18 protein-coding genes and 2 tRNA genes are annotated in these 20,494 nt (G+C 40.4%); 5 read left to right on the plus strand and 15 right to left on the minus strand.

The genetic code is table 11. The annotated features are described in order from the left end of the window. Positions 1-7: 7 nt before the first annotated feature. From BP861_RS07530 to BP861_RS07580, 11 genes are all read right to left on the minus strand, one after another. Entirely contained in the window at positions 8-634 is a 627-nt protein-coding gene (locus tag BP861_RS07530) for a V-type ATP synthase subunit D (RefSeq protein WP_292374042.1), read from the minus strand. Positions 635-639: 5 nt separating this feature from the next. Continuing rightward, complete coding sequence (locus BP861_RS07535) at positions 640-2,022, minus strand: ATP synthase subunit B (protein ID WP_292374043.1); 1,383 nt, start codon at positions 2,020-2,022, stop codon at positions 640-642. Between the two features lie 2 nt (positions 2,023-2,024). Then, entirely contained in the window at positions 2,025-3,761 is a 1,737-nt protein-coding gene (locus BP861_RS07540; protein WP_292374045.1) for an ATP synthase subunit A, read from the minus strand. After that, a complete protein-coding gene (locus tag BP861_RS07545; RefSeq protein WP_292374046.1) occupies positions 3,752-4,054 on the minus strand; it encodes a V-type ATP synthase subunit F in 303 nt (100 codons plus the stop codon). Before BP861_RS07545 ends, BP861_RS07540 begins: the two co-directional genes overlap by 10 nt. After that, positions 4,054-5,136, minus strand: coding sequence for a V-type ATP synthase subunit C (locus BP861_RS07550; RefSeq protein ID WP_292374048.1), 1,083 nt, complete (start codon positions 5,134-5,136; stop codon positions 4,054-4,056). The genes BP861_RS07545 and BP861_RS07550 overlap by 1 nt, the downstream gene beginning before the upstream one ends. A gap of 6 nt (positions 5,137-5,142) precedes the next feature. After that, on the minus strand, positions 5,143-5,694 hold the full coding sequence (locus BP861_RS07555; protein ID WP_292374050.1) for a V-type ATP synthase subunit E: 552 nt from the start codon (positions 5,692-5,694) through the stop codon (positions 5,143-5,145). Between the two features lie 203 nt (positions 5,695-5,897). Then, positions 5,898-6,143 (minus strand): V-type ATP synthase subunit K, encoded by a 246-nt coding sequence (locus BP861_RS07560; protein ID WP_292374052.1) that lies wholly within the window; start codon positions 6,141-6,143, stop codon positions 5,898-5,900. A gap of 4 nt (positions 6,144-6,147) precedes the next feature. Beyond that, a complete protein-coding gene (locus BP861_RS07565) occupies positions 6,148-8,094 on the minus strand; it encodes a V-type ATP synthase subunit I (RefSeq protein ID WP_292374054.1) in 1,947 nt (648 codons plus the stop codon). Next, positions 8,087-8,416 (minus strand): ATP synthase archaeal subunit H, encoded by a 330-nt coding sequence (ahaH, locus tag BP861_RS07570; protein ID WP_292374056.1) that lies wholly within the window; start codon positions 8,414-8,416, stop codon positions 8,087-8,089. Before ahaH ends, BP861_RS07565 begins: the two co-directional genes overlap by 8 nt. Positions 8,417-9,170: 754 nt before the next feature. Then, positions 9,171-10,352 carry a radical SAM protein gene (locus tag BP861_RS07575; protein WP_292374058.1) on the minus strand — a complete coding sequence of 394 codons (1,182 nt, stop codon included), beginning with the start codon at positions 10,350-10,352 and terminating at the stop codon, positions 9,171-9,173. A gap of 142 nt (positions 10,353-10,494) precedes the next feature. Beyond that, positions 10,495-11,382 carry a geranylfarnesyl diphosphate synthase gene (locus BP861_RS07580; RefSeq protein ID WP_292374060.1) on the minus strand — a complete coding sequence of 296 codons (888 nt, stop codon included), beginning with the start codon at positions 11,380-11,382 and terminating at the stop codon, positions 10,495-10,497. 1,185 nt (positions 11,383-12,567) lie between these two features. Between BP861_RS07580 and BP861_RS07585 the strand changes: the two genes are divergently transcribed. The 4 genes from BP861_RS07585 (at position 12,568) to hdhA (BP861_RS07600) (ending at position 15,366) form a co-directional block, all read left to right on the plus strand. Next, positions 12,568-12,639, plus strand: a tRNA-Gly gene (locus tag BP861_RS07585). An 82-nt stretch (positions 12,640-12,721) separates the two neighbouring features. After that, positions 12,722-12,806: transfer RNA gene (locus tag BP861_RS07590), tRNA-Leu, on the plus strand. 395 nt (positions 12,807-13,201) lie between these two features. After that, positions 13,202-13,981, plus strand: a complete 780-nt coding sequence (gene hdhA / locus BP861_RS07595) for a 7-alpha-hydroxysteroid dehydrogenase (RefSeq protein WP_292374063.1) — start codon at positions 13,202-13,204, stop codon at positions 13,979-13,981. Positions 13,982-14,598: 617 nt separating this feature from the next. After that, positions 14,599-15,366, plus strand: a complete 768-nt coding sequence (gene hdhA, locus BP861_RS07600; protein ID WP_292374065.1) for a 7-alpha-hydroxysteroid dehydrogenase — start codon at positions 14,599-14,601, stop codon at positions 15,364-15,366. A gap of 431 nt (positions 15,367-15,797) precedes the next feature. Here the strand turns inward: hdhA (BP861_RS07600) and BP861_RS07605 are convergent, their stop codons facing one another. Further along, on the minus strand, positions 15,798-16,031 hold the full coding sequence (locus BP861_RS07605; RefSeq protein ID WP_292374067.1) for a DUF2795 domain-containing protein: 234 nt from the start codon (positions 16,029-16,031) through the stop codon (positions 15,798-15,800). Positions 16,032-16,497: 466 nt separating this feature from the next. On the opposite strand from BP861_RS07605, the gene BP861_RS07610 reads away from it, so the two are divergent. Beyond that, on the plus strand, positions 16,498-16,833 hold the full coding sequence (locus BP861_RS07610) for a DUF2795 domain-containing protein (protein WP_292374069.1): 336 nt from the start codon (positions 16,498-16,500) through the stop codon (positions 16,831-16,833). A 312-nt stretch (positions 16,834-17,145) separates the two neighbouring features. Here the strand turns inward: BP861_RS07610 and BP861_RS07615 are convergent, their stop codons facing one another. The 3 genes from BP861_RS07615 to BP861_RS07625 all read right to left on the minus strand — a co-directional run bounded on the left by BP861_RS07615 (position 17,146) and on the right by BP861_RS07625 (position 20,380). After that, the gene (locus BP861_RS07615) at positions 17,146-18,693 is read right to left on the minus strand and encodes an MBL fold metallo-hydrolase (protein WP_292374071.1); all 1,548 of its coding nucleotides are present in this window, start codon (positions 18,691-18,693) and stop codon (positions 17,146-17,148) included. A 135-nt stretch (positions 18,694-18,828) separates the two neighbouring features. After that, complete coding sequence (locus BP861_RS07620; RefSeq protein WP_292374073.1) at positions 18,829-19,353, minus strand: GIY-YIG nuclease family protein; 525 nt, start codon at positions 19,351-19,353, stop codon at positions 18,829-18,831. Positions 19,354-19,411: 58 nt separating this feature from the next. Beyond that, positions 19,412-20,380 carry an ADP-ribosylglycohydrolase family protein gene (locus BP861_RS07625; protein WP_292374075.1) on the minus strand — a complete coding sequence of 323 codons (969 nt, stop codon included), beginning with the start codon at positions 20,378-20,380 and terminating at the stop codon, positions 19,412-19,414. Positions 20,381-20,494 lie beyond the last annotated feature (114 nt).

Genomic DNA, 20,494 nt, shown 5'->3' on the forward strand with positions numbered 1-20,494 from the left:
ATTCAAATCAAGATTTAGTTCTTGCTTTGATTCTCTTCAACCGGAACGTATTCTCCCTTTCCATCTCTTCAAGAGTAAAGCGGATAAACTTCATGGTTGCAATGAGGTCTGGAATCACTTTGAATTCAAGAGCGTTTACACGCCTTTTTGTCTTCTCGATTTCATCAAGAAGTCTCTTCATTGTAGTTTCCAGCTCTGCTGCCGTTATAATCTTTTCTACCAGGACCTCATAGGCATCTGCAGACTCATCAATATATGAATTTGTCCCAACGATACCGTAACCTCTCTCAATGAGAGATTTGTGGACGCCTGTAGAACTGATTTTTGGCACCACGACACCCATGATGTTGTGGCCTGAAAGCTGGATTTCGGGAGATTCCTTCGCTGTAAAAGCGGTTGATTTGACCGCAACCATTCCGTTTACAGCAGAGGCGAGATTGATTTTTTCTGCAGCGCTTAGATAGGCAGCATCCAGTTCGGTTCTGACGTTCCTTGCCTCGTTAAGGATCTTAAAGAACTCAAGAATAAGACCATCTCTCTTCATCTTAAGGAGCTTGTGGCCACTTTCAGAGAGCTTGATTTTTTTCTTGAGCTCGATTAGCTCCGATCGAGTTGGTTTTACGTCTTGAGCCATGGTAATCACTGACCCTTTCTGTGTGCAGGATGGTATTTCTGGATGTACTTGTTGTCAATCCTACCCAGCTGGTTTTCAGGCAGGTGTGCAAGAATATTCCATCCAATATCCAGTGTATCTGCAATTGTCCTGTTTTCGTTTCTGCCCTGTGTAACGAACTTCTGTTCGAAGAGGTCGGCAAACTCAAGGAACTTGATATCTCTCTCAGACAGAGCTTCTTTACCGACGATAGCCACTAGACCTCTCAGGTCACGCCCTTCTGCATAACCTGCGTACATCTGGTCAGAAACTGCCTTGTGGTCTTCCCTGGTCTTGCCTGCTCCGATACCGGAGTTCATCAGCCTTGATAGGGATGGCAACACATTAATTGGCGGGTAGATACCTTTCCTATGCAATTCTCTTGAAACCACAATCTGTCCTTCAGTAATATACCCGGACAGGTCAGGAATCGGGTGGGTAATATCGTCACCAGGCATCGAAAGAATTGGAATCTGCGTAACTGATCCCTTTGCTCCCTTTACAATACCTGCGCGCTCGTAGAGAGTTGCAAGGTCAGTGTACATGTAACCAGGATACCCACGACGGCCAGGAACTTCGTTACGGGCGGCACCCATCTGACGGAGAGCTTCTGCATAGTTAGTAATGTCGGTCAGAATAACAAGAACGTGCATGCCGTGTTCGTATGCCAGATATTCAGCTGCAGTCAGAGCCATACGAGGAGTGACAATACGTTCGACAGCAGGGTCATCTGCCAGATTCAGGAACACCACAGCCCTTTCAAGAGCGCCGGTCTTTTCGAAGTCGCTCATGAAGTACTGGGCTTCTTCATTGGTAATACCCATTGCTGCGAAAACTACTGCGAAAGCCGCTTCTGATCCAGGCACAGCCGCCTGTCTTGCAATCTGCAGAGCAATTTCGTTGTGTGGGAGACCTGAAGCTGAGAAAATAGGCAGTTTCTGTCCACGGACAAGGGTGTTTGTTCCGTCGATTGTGGAGATACCAGTCTGAATGAAATCCTTTGGAGGCAGCCTGGCGTATGGGTTCATTGCCGCTCCGTTGATATCCAGAAGCTGGTCAGGCACAATCCTGGGCCCGCCGTCAAGAGGTTCTCCTGAACCTGAAAGGATCCTTCCAAGGAGATCGATGGATGCAGGGAGCTTCAGGGTTTCCCCTGTGAAGACTACACCACATTCCTTGTCCAGACTACCAGTACCTTCAAAAATCTGGATAACGACAATATCTGTAGATGAGTCCAGCACCTCGCCTCTTCGGGTTGTTCCGTCAGGAAGGTTGATAGTAACGATTTCTTTATAGCCTACAGGCTCTGTTTTTTCAACAAAGACAAGAGGTCCTGCAATCTGAGTGATTGTCTTATACTCTTTTACCATGCTTACCTACCTCTCAGGGATGCAAACTCTTTATCCATCTTTGCCAGTACAGCATTCATAGCAGCATCGAAGTTCTCCTCGAACTTAACCTTCGGAAGCTCATCCTTGGACGACATCTTGACAATTTCCGAGACTGGAACACCTGATTTCAAAGCTTCCTGTGCAGCATCTCCGTACTTCATTATTGCCTGCATGATCCTGTACTGCTCAGAGAAGGGGCTGTAGGTATCTATCGGGTGGAATGCATTCTGCTGCAGGAAGATTTCCCTTATCATACGGCAAATTTCAAGCAGAAGCTGCTGATCGTCTGGCAGAGCGTCGGAACCTACGAGCTGCACGATTTCCTGCAGTTCGGATTCTGTCTGAAGCATTTCCATTGCTCTTTCTCTCAGAGCCACATAGTCAGGAGCCACATTGTCTGTAAACCAGTCGTTAAGGCTTTCCTTGTACAGACTGTAACTGTTCAGCCAGTTGATAGCCGGGAAGTGACGCCTCTGAGATAGCTTGGCATCGAGAGCCCAGAACACTTTCACGATACGCAGGGTGTTCTGCGTAACAGGCTCTGAGAAGTCACCGCCAGGTGGAGATACTGCTCCAATGACAGTAATGGAACCTTTCTCACCGCAAAGTGATTCTGCAACACCGGAACGCTCGTAGAATTCGGCAAGCCTTGCAGACAGGTATGCTGGGTAACCTTCTTCACCAGGCATTTCTTCCAGACGGGAGGAAATTTCTCTCATAGCTTCTGCCCACCTTGAGGTGGAGTCTGCCATAAGGGAGACATCTAATCCCATGTCACGGAAGTATTCTGCAATGGTAATTCCGGTGTACACAGATGCTTCTCTTGCAGCCACAGGCATGTTTGAAGTGTTAGCGATAAGAACAGTACGCTCCATCAGTGGGCGGCCGGTCTGCGGGTCTTCGAGTTCTGGGAATTCACTAAGAACGTCTGCCATTTCGTTTCCGCGCTCACCACAACCGATGTAAACCACAATTTCAGTGTCACTCCACTTTGCAAGCTGCTGCTGAGTAACAGTCTTTCCAGATCCGAAAGGTCCGGGAATTGCAGCAGTTCCGCCTTTTGCTACAGGGAAAAGACCGTCAAGGATTCTCTGTCCTGTAACCAGAGGCCTTTCTGGAGTAAGTTTTGCCCTTACAGGCCTGGGTCTCCTGACAGGCCACTTCTGCATCATCTGCAATTCGGTCCCATCAGTAAGGGTACAGACTGTATCTATTACCGTAAAGCTTCCGCTCTTAATGTCGGCAATTGTACCTGAGATGTCAGGAGGCACCATGATCTTATGTTCAATATTCACGGTTTCCTGTACAACACCGATTACTTCTCCGCCTTTTACGATGTCGCCTTTCTTGACAATGGGTTTAAACTCCCAGAGTTTCTTGTGATCAAGCCCATCTGCGCTGACACCTCTCTGAATGAAGTTACCCATCTTCTCAAGCAGAACGTGTAGAGGCCTTTGAACACCGTCATAAATACTGGAAAGAAGACCCGGACCAAGCTCCACGGACAGAGACATACCTGTAGATACACAGGGTTCTCCTGGCTTGATGCCTGCGGTTTCTTCGTATACCTGGATGATGGTCTTGGGCCCCAATATCTGGATGACTTCACCCATTAAACCTTCATTACCGACTTTGACCAGGTCATACATTTTTGCCTGCAAGCCGATAGCGGTGACGACAGGCCCAGCCACACGATAAATTTCACCTTTTACTTCCACAGATCAACACCTACCGCTTGTTTTATCTTATCTCTTAAACTCGAGCCTGATCCACTGCCTCCCAGGGCTACTACTGTAGGCTGGACAGACTCATTCAAGTTTTTCCTTAGAATTTCCGGCAGATTACCAATGTCATCATTATGCATTACAAGAATCCCGATACTCTTATCTTCAAGCACAGATTTTACAATGGACTCAGTGGCCGCGATATCCGCGGCTTCATAAACCTTCCTGACACCAGCCAGTCTGAATCCTGTAACAAACTCGCTCTTTCCGATCACCGCTAATTCCATTAGATAACCACCAACTGGTCTTTGATTAACTCATCATTGAGGCCAACTTCTTTACTCCTGAAAATGATCCGGAGATTAGTAGCCTCATTATTTTTATGAATAATATAGTCCAGAATAGGTACAACTGAGATCGGAGATACATGCGAAAGAATGGTTGAAGATTCAAGATAATATCTTGTGAGCCTGCTTTCAAGAGTAGTCAAAGAAGTTATATCCGGACCCGTAACGCCCGAAATTGCATCCCAGTACTGAGTTCTTTGAAGCTCATTGACAAATTCGTCATATGAGAGAGACGCCAGTTTCTCGGGCTTTAACTCAAGACCGCCTTCAATCATGAGAGGCATGATTTCGTCGAGCTGCGTAACTCCTGCTTTTTTCAGCCTGAAAAGGTTAATTAAATTCTTAACGTCTACTTCCAATCTGACAACTTTAACAAAGAGCTTACGATCCTTAGATCTTGGTTTTCCGATCGCTTCAAACAAGATTGTATAATATAACTTATCAAGCTCGTTTTCTACGTATGCCAGGTTAGTTCCGTCAAACTTCTGCAGCAAGGGGTAATACTCGGTATATTTTAAGCCCTCAATAACTTCTTGATATGTGGCCTTTGCTGCAAGTTCTGACATAGAAGTGTAAGTAAACTCCCCGGCAGCAATCAGAGACTCCATGATATCTTCAGCAGATGCGTTGTAGATTTTACCACGAAGAAGTGTCTTTATGTTCCAGATGTCATATCTTTTCAGATATGCGACAATCAGGTAATTCAACTCTCCGGAGGTGATTCTTACCAACTTATCATAGGTGAGCGCAAGATTCCTGTTCAATGCATGTTCTGCCAGATCGCCACCACTATATTTCATTGCCAGTTCGTCAACGTCGTTTTTATATTCAGACTCTTGGATAAAGCGGGTAATTTCATCAATCCCCATATTAAGAAGCCGGGGATATGATTCTTTAGGGAGCAGCTTGCTCTTCATAGCGCGGACACGGGTTACGGCATAAGGATAGTTAGAAGTGCCTTTTTTTTTCTTATCGGATTTTCGTGAGGGTTTTTGTCCCCAGAGTCTCTCCAAAAGCCGCATCGAACATCACCCGTATAATAGATCAGATATCTGCTTCAATGAACGCTCATACACGTTTTTCAGGATTGAATCGTATGTGAAATCTAACCTGACTGTCCCATCTTCGTTTTCCAGAACAACTCCGCCAATCGAATCAATATTGCCAGCGTAAGATAGAGAAGTTAACTTCTTGACAATATCTTCTGAATCCTTAGAAGAGTAAACTCTAGCACCACTAGCTTCGTGCTTGTTGAGAATATATTTCAACAGCTCTTCTTTTTTGGATGCCGGCATTGACTTGATTTTTTCAACTGTCTGGATATAAACCTTATCTAGAAGATCCTTACGCTTGTTAAGCGTAATTCTTTTCACTTCCAGATTTGCACTTGATATGACCTGCTGGTGCAGATTTTGGAGGTCCTCTTCCGCTTTAGCTAGGCTATCCCCGAGCATTTTTTTCTGTATTTCTTTAGCTTCATTTATGATCTCGGAGGCCTTTGCATCGCCTTCGGCTTTTATACGGGAAACCTCAGCTCTTGCACCCTCTTGGATGTCTTTTACAACGATCTCTAGTCCCATGCTTACACCTCCAAATAAATTTAGAGCAAAAAAGTGCTCTAAAGCCTAGAGAAAAACTCTAAGCTGCTTAGAGTGCAACGATACTTAAGGGGGAACTTAGAGCATACAACCGCTTTAAGTCTGCCTAGCGAGAAAAAAGTCCAGGTAGACTTAAAGACTTAAAAGCAATGCTCTAAGAAATTTAAGAGCGGGAGCTCTTAAATTTAAGCAGAGTTGATAAGCAGTGCAACGACGAGACCGAAGATAACAATGGTTTCTGGAATGACAGTAAGGATCAGACCCTTACCGAATAATCCTTCGTTTTCTGCCATTGCGCCGATTGCTGCTGTACCAATATCTTTCTCAGCTATTGCAGATGCATATCCAGTAATTGCGATTGCGATTGCTGCACCGAGTGCTTTCATTCCTGCTGCGTCAAGAAAAAGACCTGTTGTTGCTCCATCTACCATGTTTTTATTCCTCCGTGTATTTTCTTATATATCCGAATGGGTTGAATTTTCTGCCCCCGCCTTGATAGAATTTTCCAAAGAATTCTACATACTGCAACCTGAGTGCATGCAGTCCGGGAGCGATAATACTCAGAACAGTGTTAAGGCCATGTCCGAGTATAAATACGAGAATTGCAGCTACGGCTGCGAAACCAATCTGAGAATGATCAGACCAGATCATTCCGAAGGCGATGTCATTGACTGTACCTGCGATATAAATCGAAGATAGACCGACTGCGATAATACGGGCATACGAGAGAGCGTTACCCATAAGAGATGGCAATTCGACCACACCAGCGATACCCTCGCCCATGGCGAGCATCACAATTCCCAGAACAAGAACAATAGCACCGACATACATCAATGCTGAACCGCCAAGATAACCAGCTGCTGCAAGGATTGCACCAAGCTCAATAATCATCCAACTGCCTTTTTCAAGAATAGCGTGTTTCATCCCGTGGTGCCTTAAGATGTTTGAAAATCCGAACAGGTACCCAAGATTTAAGTGAAGCAGTCCGACAAAAACGCTTAGTCCAATCATAGTCATTACCATGTGAGACCTGTGAATCGGGAAAGTAAATTCTTCTCCTCCAATACTCTCAAAGAGAGTGATAGTTTCCCAACCTGGAATCAAGCCCGGCGTTACTCCATGTGCTGTATGTAAGCTCGCAAGCGAGAATCCAAGGAACTCACCATAAAGAACTCCAAAGATAATTGCTGAGATCTGACAATAGATAAGAATATTCATGAGATCGCTAACTGCATCTGACTTCATTGCCTTCTTGATAGCCAGTGCAATTGTTCCCAGTATCAATGCGTATCCGATGTCTCCGAGAATCATTCCATAAATCAGCGGGAAGGTAATGAAAATCGCTGAGGATGGATCAATTTCAGTATATTTAGGCCTAGAGTACAGATCCATAACCTGCTGCAACGGTGCCACAACTTTTGAGTTGTTGTACTCGACAGGGGCACTTTCTTCTTCTTCCTCGTGGACTTCGAGGCTAGTGACGTATGCCTTGCCTTTAGTGGCACTATTAACTACACTGACAAGTTTGTCATAACTCTCGGTGGGAGTCCATCCATCAATTATGAACGCGTTTTCAGATGTAGCTATTCTAAGAGGCAGCTCTGCTTTCTGACTCTCGATACTCAGAACCTCGTCGCTTGCAAGGATAAAATCGGCGTACCTTGTTTTCAAGGACTCGATCTCGCCCTTAAAGGATTCGATCCTTCTGGTGACTTCGGCTTCTCTCTGTTCAATGGATCTTAAAAGTTCGCTTGGGACACCACCTCTTTCCGGAACTCTAAGCTCTTTGAATCCAAGACCCTGAAGTAATTCGTAAACTTTGTCGGCATCATTTTTAGCTACAAACAGTACCACTGCTTTTGATTGAGGGTCAAAGTACAGTTCGTAAGCTTGGGTGATACTTGAAATCTGACTTGCTTCCAGGTTACTTTTTAAAGTGCCCGCGAAAACCTTGAGGCTTTCGTAGCCACGGTAATATTCAAAGTCAAGATCAATGGACAGATAAGGCAGGATTTCCCTTTTCTGGGAGTCCATATCTTTTAATTCATTTTCAAGCTGGGAAATAGATTCCGTTTTAGCTGAAATTGTCCTGTCCAGTTCATTTAACTTCGAGTCAAGTTCACGCAGAACAGCGTCAGATTTCTGAACTACCGGTTTTTTGCTTTCAATCCCCAAATAATTGGCGATAGAGCGGATCTTCACAAGCTTTTTAGAGACTTCTTCTCCGTTTTTAAATGGCTTGCTGATCTTAAAACCAGACTCGTCTTCGACAAAATCTTCGATATGAAAAAGATTTGTATCATGCAATGCATCGATGGTTTCTTTTAGAATGCTTTTGTGCCCGACAATAACGGCCCTTGTCATCTCTTTAGGTCTACTCATTAAGGACCGCCCTCTCAAACTCCTGTACAAGGTAATTGACGGATTTGTCGATGTTAGCTTGAGCTTTTTGGGACATGGCTAATGCGTTTTTTTCACCATCGTTTATGATCTTATCTCTTTCCTCCAGGATCTTTTTTTCACCCTCTTTAAAAGAGTCTTGTGCAGCTTTATGTGCATCGATTTCGGCCTGTTTCAGGATTTCCCTGGCTTCAGCCCGAGCTTCGGAGATACGCCTGTTTTTAGCTTCAATGGCTTCGTCAACCATTGATTTAGCGCTTCCCTCTGCTTTTTTTATTTCAGATAAGATTTCATTTTTAGCCATGTGAATCTCCGTCTCTCAAAATTTAATATATAAATTAATAATTAAAAATCCCTACTCCAATGGAGATAGTTAACAAATCCTTCGCAAAAGAACTATATAACAGCTTCGGTTTTATCAAAGAAGAGTGTAAGAACTATAACGAAAAATCATGATGTATATAGAGTATAAGAATTTTTTAAGAAGAAAATAATTATAAATAGCAAGATATATGAGTAAAATGAAAAAGATTAAATATAACAGTAAAAAATAATTGGATACTGACAGTGAAATATAATTAAGTACTGAAAAATTTCAGATAAAATGCTCAAAAATAAAATGTGAAGCGCAACCCGAATGAGTTGAGTAAAATCTGTAGAGTATATTCAAAATTCTATTAAAATCAGTTGAAAAATTATAAATGGATCATATTACACAAGCCAGTTTAGCTTCTTTTTTTCCAAATAAAAGGATATCAAGGATTTTTTAAGCACGAAATGAAAGTTATTTCGTTTGGTTAACGCTATAAAATTTTTTAATAAATAAATCCATTTTCGAGAAAAATCAAGCAATTCAAAAGCTAACTTTCTAAAATTGACTTCTATCCAAGCTCTGAAGAAGTATGGATCTGGTATGCAGATATCAGTAGTAAATATTTAGATTAGGAAAATAAACTCATTATCAGAGAAAAAGGAGAGTTTTAAGAAAATAATCCCTGAAAATACTTATTCTCCACACTGACAATTAAAAAATAAAATAAAAAATAACATAAAGAATGTTATTTTATCCTGTAAGGGATCTTTGCGCCCTGAGGTATTGTATGAATATATTCCTTCCGGAAATCAGGGTTGCGCATCATGCAATAAGCGGAATTATCCTTTTTGTAGGCATTATGCTTACCCATATGCTTCCAGATAGCTTCCAGGGATTCTTCACAGATATTTCCGAAGGAGAGCGGAGTGTAGGCACACGGCATTACTTCTCCATCCGAAGCAACATGTATCCATCTTCTGCCTGCAAAACACCCAAAAAGACTCGGACCCATAAAGTACGGGAATGCGGTGACTCTGGGACCCTCAGGTTTAGCATTCATCTTTTTCTGGAATTTCTCGAGCCGAGAGACATCCTTTTCCCCTATTACCTCATCCTCGTGATCAAGCCAACGTCCTACTGCAATAATCTCATAGATAGAGAGTTCATGCATTCCAAGATTAACTGCAAGGTTATAAAATTCCTCAAGGTCGTCAATATTGTGAGGGGAAACGACCACAAACATATCAGTGAGGATCCCGGCAGTTTTCGCATTCTTGATTCCAATGATTGCGTCTTTGTATGCCCCCTCTCGACCCCGAATACGGTCATGTTCGGCTTCAAACGGGCTGTCTATACTAATTCTTGAAGCGTATAGACCTGCGGCTTTAAGCTCTCTTGCCCTTTCTTCGGAAAGCCTGAAACCTGATGTGAAACAGGTGGCAATTGCCCTGGATTTATCTACTCTGGCTACCATTTCAACAAGATCATTCCGGAGCATTGTCTCCCCGCCATCGAAAGAAATAAGATAAGAACCAAGATCCAGGCTTTGGTCTACAGCTCCTGAGATTTCATCAAGGGTCAATTCCCTTTCTGGCTTGATACCAGCTGCTCCGCAATGGATACAGCGGTTGGGACAGCGAGCAGTGATTCCTATTGAGAGCTGGTCAGGAACTCTTTTTTTCCGGATAGCTGCAATCTCAGCACTTATCACACGGCTGAAAACAGGCCCAGGAATAGGCGGGATCCATGTAGAGAAAATAATCTCATTTTCATCCATTGAAATGGGTTTTTCTTCCGCAAAAATGTTGTTTATACGCTTGAGGATGGGTTTTGCAAGCTGGGAAAGAGGACCTTCTGCATCAAGCACTATTTTTTCGTTTTCTGTACTGGCATTTACCTTAATCAACGGACTTTCATATACTCGCATGGATACACCTGGTAAAGTTGTTAGCAAAAATGGAAGACTTATTAGAGACTTATTAAATTGGATAGAAGATAGTAATATTATTTTCATTATATACAGTGAATTCAATAGAGCTACAATTCATTTTTCAGGAAGAGCTGAGTAATTAAACATTCTCAAGCATATCGACAGTTATATAATCTGTAATCTGAAAGAGTTTATCCCTTGCCGGACATGCTTTGACTGTCACAAGGGTTTCTTTTGCGGCATTAACACGAAGTTTTACGGCATCTATGGACTTTTGTACTGCTTCTTCCTTTGACATACTCTTCATGTATACATGAGGCAGAGTTTCAGATGTAAATTTCGATTCTTTGCCTTCGACTACTTCCAGAAATTCAAGAATATCGTCAACAATCTGGTATGCAGTTCCCAAGCAATTTCCGAAGAAATTAAAACGCCCGGCCAGGACTTCATCAGCCCCTCCAATATATGCCCCAATAGAAGCGCTGATCGCAAATAGAGAGGCCGTTTTCTTGTAAATGCATTCAAAATAATTGCTTTCCTCGAAATTGTTCTTATCGAGTCTCAGATCGAGAACTTCTCCTTCAGCCATGTCCATTCCTGCTTTTCCAAAATCTCTGACTACTTTTTCCCCATAAGGAGAAATAAACTCAAAACATTTTGCAATTAAATAGTCACCACAAAGAAGCGCCTTAGAAGGGCCAAATTTTTCAGGGGCTGAAGGCAGATTTCTTCTAACAAGCCCCTGATCCAGCAGGTCATCATGGATGAGGGAAGCCGAGTGCATCATTTCAATAGCAAGAGCTGCATCGAGGCTCTGACGGTACGAACCCGAGCAGATCTCACTGGATAGAAGGAGAATAATTGGTCTGATTCTCTTTCCTCCGGTATTACAGACATGCTCGACCATTTTATTTAAGCTGGACTCATTCATTTGAGCAATGAAGTTATTTATTCCTGATTCGACATATCTGTATTCTTCCCACTCTTCAATATTCATCAATATTACTCCGTGTACTTGGACGGGCATCCGATAACGGTCTTATACGACTCAAACTTAAGTTCAGAAACACCGCTTAGTAAATATCTACTATTTCCTTCAACAAGGTAAGAAGGAAGCTGCCTGTATATTCTAGATGAACCTTCAAGTTATCATTGTTTTCGTCCCTTAGTTCAAAAACTGTCATTGTGGGGCCATCTCAAGATTCCATATTAAATAATTTTCTAGAATTTACTTTTATTTTCTGGGATTTTGTAATTAATTATGAAACTTTACTTTTGCCCGACACACCAAAACACACACGCCAGAAAAGACCAGCAGTAAGAAAAAGTGCGAGCAGTATTTTCTTTTGTATTCGTTTAAAACTCCGTATAACGCGATCATTACATTAACTTTTTGTTAAGCTCTGAATATTTATAAGTTACAAAATGGGTATGCAAAATATTGGAAGAAAACTTGACCAAAGATCTCTAAATAAAGACCAAGTAAACTATGCCCATAGTAGAACCACTTTAGGTCACGCAAAAATTTACATTATGCTTATAGAAGATATATTCAAAAGATATCGGAGAAACATCCTGATAGAAAACTGAAAGAAAAATACCCATCCAAGAGTGTATAAAAAAATAATGTTTGTTTTTCCACTAAGATAATAAAATTACTTTCACATTTATACTGTCGCGTATCTTCAAATGTTAAATAATAATTTTTTGAAAGATAGACACAGGAAAAAATGTGCGTTTATTAAAAAATTATAAAAAATAGAGAATTTAACAAGGAATCAGAGTAATAAAATAAGATTATTAAGAGTATATTTTTTTGAATATACTCTTAAATATATGTGTTCAAAAAGTCCTTCTTACACAAAAGGGAGGTTGACAATAAGATATAACTAAGCATATAAAATTAAGATATATAACAGATCAATGATATAAACGGGAGTTTATACCCATTAATGGCAGATTTTATAATTATATCTTATTCTATCCCTCTATCAGACAATTTGAAGCAAAGGACTGTGATTAATTCGTCCAGCTATTATATTTAAAAAATGCATGTGTAGAGGAGGTCATTATAATATTTTCAACTGCGGACGCCACTAAGCCAGAGAATATGTAGAGATAAATTTTCCGTAGAGCTCTATTAAAAAGGCTTGTGGAGCTTGAGTAGCGAAAAGAATATATATAACAAATACCTCTAGATGTGTTGCAGTTTGCGTTGATGGTCTAGCGGCTATGACTTGGGCCTTCCAAGCCCAAAACCCGGGTTCGAATCCCGGTCGGCGCATTTAATTTTTCTTTAAAAATCTAAATTGCTCTTTTTATTTTTTATATTAAACTAAATACATTAAATGAAATCGAGCATTAGTGCGAGGGTTGCCCAGCCAGGTCAAAGGCGATGGGCTTAGGACCCATTTTCGTAGGAATCCGTGCGTTCGAATCGCACCCCTCGCATATATTTTCAGGGATAGATACGATTTCTAAAAAATATCGTCTTCTCCTACTATGATGTTGTTCTTCTCATACATGTATCACTTATGTTATATATTAAAGAGTTTTTAAGAAAAATGGAAAGAGTCGGTTTTAGTAGTATCAACCGTAGAAGATATATTAAAATTGGAAGATATATTTAAATCGTAAGATATATTTAAATTGGTGGAGAAAACATACCTTAATGGGGGATTTGCTTAGTTGTAGGAAGCATTCTGCCTTGAAGTCTGCCTTGAAGTACTTTCTTTGCCTTACTTTTAAGTAGAGATTACTATAATTACGGATTAACAAAAAAGTAACTATACAGATCTCTAAACAAAAAATAAGTAGAAGATAATATCTGTTGAGGAGGGGAGATAATGAAATTTGAAGATTTATTTGGATTGAAGGACGAAGTTGTCATTGTAACAGGCGGCGGGGCTGGAATTGGACGAGCTATATGTCATTTATTTGCAAAAGCTGGTGCTTCTGTTGCTGTAAGTGATATAAATACTGAGGCAGCATACAAAGTAGCTGATGAGATCAAAGCAGATGGCGGAAAAGCCTTTGGAAAATCCTGTGATGTTGGAAAAGAAGAAGATCTTGTAGATCTTGTTGATGAAACCATTGAAAAATTTGGAAAAATAACTATTCTTGTTAATAATGCCTCTGGCGGAGGTCCTAAACCTTTTGATATGCCTATGGATGATTTTATATTGGCATATAAAATAAATGTTTTTGCGAATTTCAGATTGAGTCAATTGTGTGTTCCTTATATGGAAAAGATAAGGCATGGGTGCATTTTGAATATTAGTTCTATGGCCTCCGAAGGCATAAATTATAATATGACCTCATATTCATCAGCAAAAGCCGCTGTCAATCATCTTACTAGAAACATGGCTTTTGAGCTTGGCCATAAGGGTATAAGGGTCAATGCAATAGCTCCTGGAGTCACTATGACTGAAGGACTTAAAGCGATTTTAACACCTGAAATTGAAAAAAATATGCTCAAAAGAATTCCGCTTGGTAGATTAGGCTATCCTGAGGATATTGCTCAGGCTGCTTTGTTTTTATGTTCTCCTGCGGCTTCCTGGATAAGCGGACAAGTTCTAACCGTCGGCGGTGGAAGTGGTGGGAATGTTCAAGACTGGAAGAGTTAATTATTTTTGTAATGTTTAGTTTAAAACTATGACTGTCAATATACAAAGTGATACATTGAACAGATCTGTTACTAATAATGGAATAAATGTTATACTCTTGCTCAGAATGTTATACTCTTACTCATGTACTTTTTCAGCAGCAGAAAGCATATTTGTAAAATAAATAGTTGAGGTTTTTTATCCGACCTTCCACAGATATATTCGAAAAATAACATTTTTCTTGTTATCTTTTTTGGAAAACTATTGGAAAATCTACAGTTATTATTCCAAAGTGGTATGCAGAATATGTTGAGAAATGTTCATTTTCCAGTGCAAACAGTATGCAGAATAACTAATGAAAGTACAGTTTCTTTCAAAGTCATAAAATGAGAATGGATTCCGAACAGAACGAACCTTCTTCATGTTAGGGATATTCGGATTGGTGGAGAAAACATACCTTAATGGGGGGATTTGCTTAGTTGTAAGAAGCATTCTGCCTTGAAGTCTGCCTTGAAGTACTTTCTTTGCCTTACTTTTAAGTAGAGATTACTATAATTACGGATTAACAAAAAAGTAACTATACAGATCTCTAAACAAAAAATAAGTAGAAGATAATATCTGTTGGGGAGGGGGAAAAAATGAAATTTGAAGATTTATTTGGATTGAAGGACGAAGTTGCCATTGTGACAGGCGGTGGAGCTGGAATTGGACGAGCTATATGCCGTTTATTTGCAAAAGCTGGTGCCTCTGTTATTGTAAGTGATTTGGATACTGAGGCAGCATACAAAGTAGCTGATGAGATCAAAGCAAATGGTGACAAAGCCTTTGGAAAATCCTGTGATGTTACAAAAGAAGAAGAGCTTGCAAATCTTGTTGATGAAACCATTGAAAAATTTGGGAAAATAACTATTCTTGTTAATAACGTTGGTGGTGGAGGTCCTAAACCTTTTGATATGCCTATGGATGATTTTATATGGGCATATAAACTAAATGTCTTTTCGGGATTCAGATTGAGCCAATTATGTGTTCCTTATATGGAAAAGATAAGGCATGGATCCATTTTGAATATTAGTTCTATGGCTGCCGAAAATATAAATGTAAATATGACCTCATATTCCTCATCAAAAGCCGCTGTCAACCATCTTACTCGAAATATGGCTTTTGAGCTTGGCCCTAAGGGCATACGCGTTAATGCAGTAGCTCCTGGAGCCATTATGACTCAAGCACTTGAAACAGTTTTAACACCTGAGATTGAGAATAATATGCTCAAAAAAACTCCACTTGGCAGATTAGGTTATCCTGATGATATTGCCCAGGCGGCTTTGTTCTTATGTTCCCCTGCAGCTTCCTGGATAAGCGGACAAATTCTAACTGTCAGCGGTGGAGGAACTCAAGAACTGGACTAATAAAAAGAAAATATTAATGTGAAAACAATCAATCACATCCTTTAGGGATAGATTATCTCAGAATTTTCACGCTTACTTTTGCAAATGACTGCTCAAAATAGTCTCAACTTTTCTTCAATTTGAAAAAAATGGATGTTGAATTGCTATTGTATCGCCTATTGAACTTTCAAATAGTTTTGAATCTGCGAAATCATTTTAGGATACAACAATTCACAAAATAATTGGATCTATTATAGTATTAATAATTGGCTCTTCGTTATTTTGAGTGAGTAATTACATCAATTCCCCATATGGAAATAGCATGCATAAAATTGATCCATGTGTTGTTAAAAATCACATTCAATCTCGATAATTCTCATTTAGACCGGCCAATTTTTTAACTAAGTGATTATTCTCAACCCATGAAAATCGAAGAGCCAATAAGTTGCTTTTTAGGATGAGATCCCGATGTAAATATTGTGAAGTTCCTTGGCGACATCCTCAGCGCTATCATATTTTCTGTCTGGAAGCATGCCAAGTTCCTGCAGTATGTCCGGGATCGCTCCACTCTTCCTTTCTTGTTCAATAATGTCTTTCCTGTTTACAGGAAAATCTATATTTGCTAATATTTTCTGAATTTCCATTGGAAGTTCTTTAATACTTCCATCCTTACTATCAGTTTCCACGATATCCCCTTTGCTTTTGTTTAGTTTCCTTTAAACTCCTTGACAATATCCGTAGCTTTTGTATACTCCTTCTCTGGAGTTATTTATACTCCACAGAATATCGTCGCGCTATTTTCCTTAGCACTTAACAAAATCTTCCTTCTTTGCAGCAAAATCAATACTTATTAAAGCTTTCTGAAGGAAGCCGAACTTGTCAGTATGAATATATGTTGATTTACTATATGAATGTTAACATTTATTTATAAAATTATGTTAAAAATTAGCAAATAACAAAATGTTAGTATTAATATATAGTATATTTTTGTAAAAAAGTTACATATTCTGAAAAAATAATTAATTTTTCTCTTTTTGAGCTTAAATTCTTGAGAAGAATTTCCAGCATCAAAAGAAATGTTTTCAAATAATATAATTAAGTATTTATTTATATAATTAATATATATACGATTTGGGGGTAAATCCATAAAACATGCGGAAGGTGAAAGGTATGAGAGCAAGTGCCAGCAGTATGCAGGATATATTAAGAAATGTACATTTTCCAATTAGAAAAGAACAAGTTTTAGAGCATGCTAGAAAGCAAAATCTTTCCGAAGAGGTAATTAAACAGATAGAAATGATTCCCGACGAGGAATACAAGTCAGCTGACTCCCTTATGCAAGCGATAGATGCAGCCAGCCAAAAAATCGGTGGGGGTGGAGGAGGAAAAAGCCAGTCATTCGGTGGAACCGGAGTTGGTGAAACTGGAGAAGGTGGTCCCTCGTCAGGAGGAAGTAGTCAGGGTTTCGGAGGGAGAGGAGGAGAATAAGCAAATTCCTCCAGAATAGTCATTGACAGATTATTTGCATCGGATTTGGAGTATAAAGGAGATTGGACTTACCCCCAGTCAATAATAACGGCCGGTCTTGCAAAGTTATAATCTAGATTAATTCTGAATAAAAATTAACAGAACATGGATTTTTGGTCTGCAGACCTCTAGTTTTTTGATTATGATTATTCAATCTTTGATCTCAATCTTTGATTTTTTATGTTTAATAATATTATTTTTGATTATTCGATTTTGACATTAGATCTATGATACTCAACTTTTGATGATTTCAGGATTTCTTTGTCTAAATATTCACAAATATTCTAGAGAGATATATTTTTGCCCTGCAAAATATCTCTCTGAGCCTATGTACTCGAAAAGTTTTCCATTATCCAGTACGGATATCGAACCATGTCCGCAGCAGATCATGCATTTTCGGTTTTTTCTGGAGAGCTTATTATCAATCTCTGAAATGAGGGAAAGAAGAGCCTGTCTTTCCTCTCGCGCAAGCTTGCTGTCAACGTTCACTGATGTCATAAGATAATCAGCCAGAACATTATATTCCGTTCTCTCAGGACTCAAGCTTTTGAAATTGATCACTGCGTCTTCAGGAAAGAGCAGCCCCTCTTCAGGACAGAGATAGAAGATTTCTCCATGCATATGTCCGCCCATCCCTGCAAGGGCTTCGAACTCCAAGTCACCAATAAGAAAACGAGCAACAATAGGAAATTCACCCCTTTTTTCGATTGTTTCATCTAATAAGGAGACTTCTGGAAAGAGAACTGTATTTGTAGGAGGAGTAAATTTTGAAAAAAGGTTAATTATCTTCGTATAAACCTCTTCCAGAATACAATCCTGGTTGCTTGATCCATAAGCTCTGCTGGTTTTCCGCGTGATCAAAAAAGTTTCGCGATTAAGATAGGATGGCGCGGGAAAAAAACCTGCAGCTCCACAATGATCAGCATCGGCGTGAGTAATATAAATCCTTTTAAGCCGGCTCAAATCCCCAAGTCCGTAGTGCTGGAACATATTCATAATGTCCTGAAAATAAATTCCATAACCAGTGTCAATCATGACCCTTTCGGAAGGAGTATCAAAGAGATAGATGTTTCCCCCACAGGGAAGTTGAAAACAGAAAAGTTCAATATCATCCTTTATTCTGACTCTCTGCACGTCGGCATAAAAATTGTCTCCTGACGTCTGGTTAAGGCATTCCCCTACTTTCAAAATGTTCTCAAAAACCTCAATAGGGTCTTTCTGATGGTTTGAGAGTTCCTGAGTAATATGATTAATGTCATGCAGGAATCGCATCAAAAAAGCATCTTCGGCGCTCCCGATAAACGATCTGAGCTTCTGCGCCAAGCGAAGGTAAAATACCGTATCATCAAGCTTCTCCCCGGTTGTATCATATTCTAAAATCTCTAGCCTGTATCTGGACTTAAGCTGATTCAGAAGGGCATCTATCATGTTAGGGTTCTCGATGTGAAGACCTACAACGAGCCTTTCAGGATGCTGTCCCCGATCATCAAAATCAAGATAAGTAATGTTTGATCTCGATGAGGTTATATAATTCAGGAATTCAAATAAAGCACCAGGACAATTCGGGAGGTAAACGTTGAATTTCAGAAACGCTACTGACTGAAGGGAAGTCTGGAGATATCCTATTTTTTCAAGCTGTTCGCGGATCTTTTCATAAGCCTGCGGAAGAGCCGTCACTTCAAAGAAAACTGTATGTGTATCTATCCTGCGGTCATACTGAATCCTGTTAATGTTTCCCTCGTACCGTGTAACAATTTCGGCTGCCCTGTGCAATGCCCCGGGTATATCAGGCATGCAGGCAATAAAAGAGAATTGTTCCATTGGACATCCCCTGATTAAACAACTCTATTTTTTTGATAATATAATAAATCCTGCTTTACCTTAAGCTTTCCTGCCATTACAAAGGAAAAAAATCGAGAGAGATAGATGTTAAAGTTCCAGCACAGGAGATAGAGATTAAAGTTCCAGTACAAGGGCAGAAAGTCCAAGGGCTTCAAAAGCTTCAATAACCTCTGAAAGAGGATTTTTAATTCTATAAAATAGATGAGAACTGCATGTGCAATCCGTGCACCCGAAGCCATACACCGAATCTCCTCCTATTCTACTGGCAAGTTCACATTCAAGCCGCTCAGAAGTAAAAGCATAAACTGCTGAAACCAGCCTGAAAGCAGGATTCAGATGAAGATAATCCACATGCCATCTGGGATTTCGGTCCCGGTTACGGGAAAGATTGATGTGCCTCTGTACTCTTTTAAGCCCTCCTGACCCCAGAGCCGATCCCACATAGATATGAAACCCTGGACTGAAAGAGAACTCCCCTTTTTTACCAATCTCAAGCTTGCAGGCTCGGTTTTCAAATATCAAACAGTAGATGCCTTTTCCGAAAAAAAGATCTTTTTCAGAAAAATCTTTTTCAGAACAGTCATTTTTTTCAGAGTAAATTATTCTTCCTGGAGAACCATTTTTTTCGGAAAAATCCATTTCAAGACCTCAATTTAACTTCAAAACCTCAATTTTAACTCAATAGTTCAATCTAATTTCAAGACCTCAATTTACTTCCTGAAAGCTGAAAATATTTTTCAAGCAAAGGCCCAACCATTCTCTCCAGTTTTTCTTTCTCCTTAAGTGCTTCAATCCAGGAAACAGGTATCGCATCAATTCCCAGCCTGGCCCCAAGAATGCCTCCTGCTACGCTTGCAACCGAATCAGAGTCTCCGGTTATATTCACTGCGGTCTGTATTGCTTTCTTATAATCGTTCGGATAACGTAATATACAGAAGTATGCCAAAGCAAAAGTCTCATCCGCATACCAGCCCTGCCCGAGTTTCTTCAAACCTTCTTCATCTCCGACGTCACTATAAGCCGTTCTATAGGAACTTTCCAGTGCCTGAGTGAATTCCTGAGAAATTCCCTGAGTTACCTCAAGAAGTGGTTCAAACATTTCCCTGGGTTCCACCCCGTCAAGAGCCAGTTTCACTGCGTATGCTCCAGCAATCGATGCAGCTTCTGCAACAGGATGAGAGTGAGTAATTCGGCCTGAAACCTGAGCAACTTTAACCAATTTTATAGGGTCGTTTTGGTAAACAAAACCGAGGATTCCAGCCCGCATAAGGCTTCCGCAGGTTTTAGAGCTGATTCCGGATTTGTTCCAGGGAATTCCGTCCTTTAGACTCAGGGCTGCGCCTCTTGTAGTCGCTCCTGCACCCAGGTCAGGTTCGTCCAGCCAGAGTACAAGTTCCTCTGCTATCTTGTTCATAAGCTCGGGAAGCTCAAGTTCTGCTCCTCGAAGCAGAGCCCTGGCAAGTACAAGCATTAATTGAGTATCATCAGTCCAGGGAGAATTGGGCGGAAGTTCAAGGATTCCTTTTTCCCCGTACTTCTGTTTTATTTGCTCAAAAGTAAGGAGTTCTACAGAGCAGCCGAGGGCGTCTGCGCAGGCTGTACCGAAGAGGTAACCGCGGAGTTTTTTTTCGAAATATCGAGTGTCTTGCATATTTCCTTTACTCATATTCCAATACTTTTTACTTTTGATTCCAGCTTTTATGGTGAGATTATCCCAAAACTCGCCTTATTCAGACCAATGAGACCTATTGGATTGTTTAAAAGAACAAAAGCTCGATTG

Source organism: Methanosarcina sp. UBA411, assembly GCF_002495725.1.
Classification (GTDB): domain Archaea; phylum Halobacteriota; class Methanosarcinia; order Methanosarcinales; family Methanosarcinaceae; genus Methanosarcina.

Coding starts and splice junctions, on each gene's coding strand:
- BP861_RS07530 (WP_292374042.1), bottom strand. CDS start 634: ATGGCTCAAGACGTAAAACCAACTCGATCGGAGCTAATCGAGCTCAAG.
- BP861_RS07535 (WP_292374043.1), bottom strand. CDS start 2,022: ATGGTAAAAGAGTATAAGACAATCACTCAGATTGCAGGACCTCTTGTC.
- BP861_RS07545 (WP_292374046.1), bottom strand. CDS start 4,054: ATGGAATTAGCGGTGATCGGAAAGAGCGAGTTTGTTACAGGATTCAGA.
- BP861_RS07550 (WP_292374048.1), bottom strand. CDS start 5,136: ATGCGGCTTTTGGAGAGACTCTGGGGACAAAAACCCTCACGAAAATCC.
- BP861_RS07555 (WP_292374050.1), bottom strand. CDS start 5,694: ATGGGACTAGAGATCGTTGTAAAAGACATCCAAGAGGGTGCAAGAGCT.
- BP861_RS07560 (WP_292374052.1), bottom strand. CDS start 6,143: ATGGTAGATGGAGCAACAACAGGTCTTTTTCTTGACGCAGCAGGAATG.
- BP861_RS07565 (WP_292374054.1), bottom strand. CDS start 8,094: ATGAGTAGACCTAAAGAGATGACAAGGGCCGTTATTGTCGGGCACAAA.
- ahaH (WP_292374056.1), bottom strand. CDS start 8,416: ATGGCTAAAAATGAAATCTTATCTGAAATAAAAAAAGCAGAGGGAAGC.
- BP861_RS07575 (WP_292374058.1), bottom strand. CDS start 10,352: ATGCGAGTATATGAAAGTCCGTTGATTAAGGTAAATGCCAGTACAGAA.
- BP861_RS07580 (WP_292374060.1), bottom strand. CDS start 11,382: ATGCCCGTCCAAGTACACGGAGTAATATTGATGAATATTGAAGAGTGG.
- hdhA (WP_292374063.1), top strand. CDS start 13,202: ATGAAATTTGAAGATTTATTTGGATTGAAGGACGAAGTTGTCATTGTA.
- hdhA (WP_292374065.1), top strand. CDS start 14,599: ATGAAATTTGAAGATTTATTTGGATTGAAGGACGAAGTTGCCATTGTG.
- BP861_RS07610 (WP_292374069.1), top strand. CDS start 16,498: ATGCGGAAGGTGAAAGGTATGAGAGCAAGTGCCAGCAGTATGCAGGAT.
- BP861_RS07615 (WP_292374071.1), bottom strand. CDS start 18,693: ATGGAACAATTCTCTTTTATTGCCTGCATGCCTGATATACCCGGGGCA.
- BP861_RS07620 (WP_292374073.1), bottom strand. CDS start 19,353: ATGGATTTTTCCGAAAAAAATGGTTCTCCAGGAAGAATAATTTACTCT.
- BP861_RS07625 (WP_292374075.1), bottom strand. CDS start 20,380: ATGAGTAAAGGAAATATGCAAGACACTCGATATTTCGAAAAAAAACTC.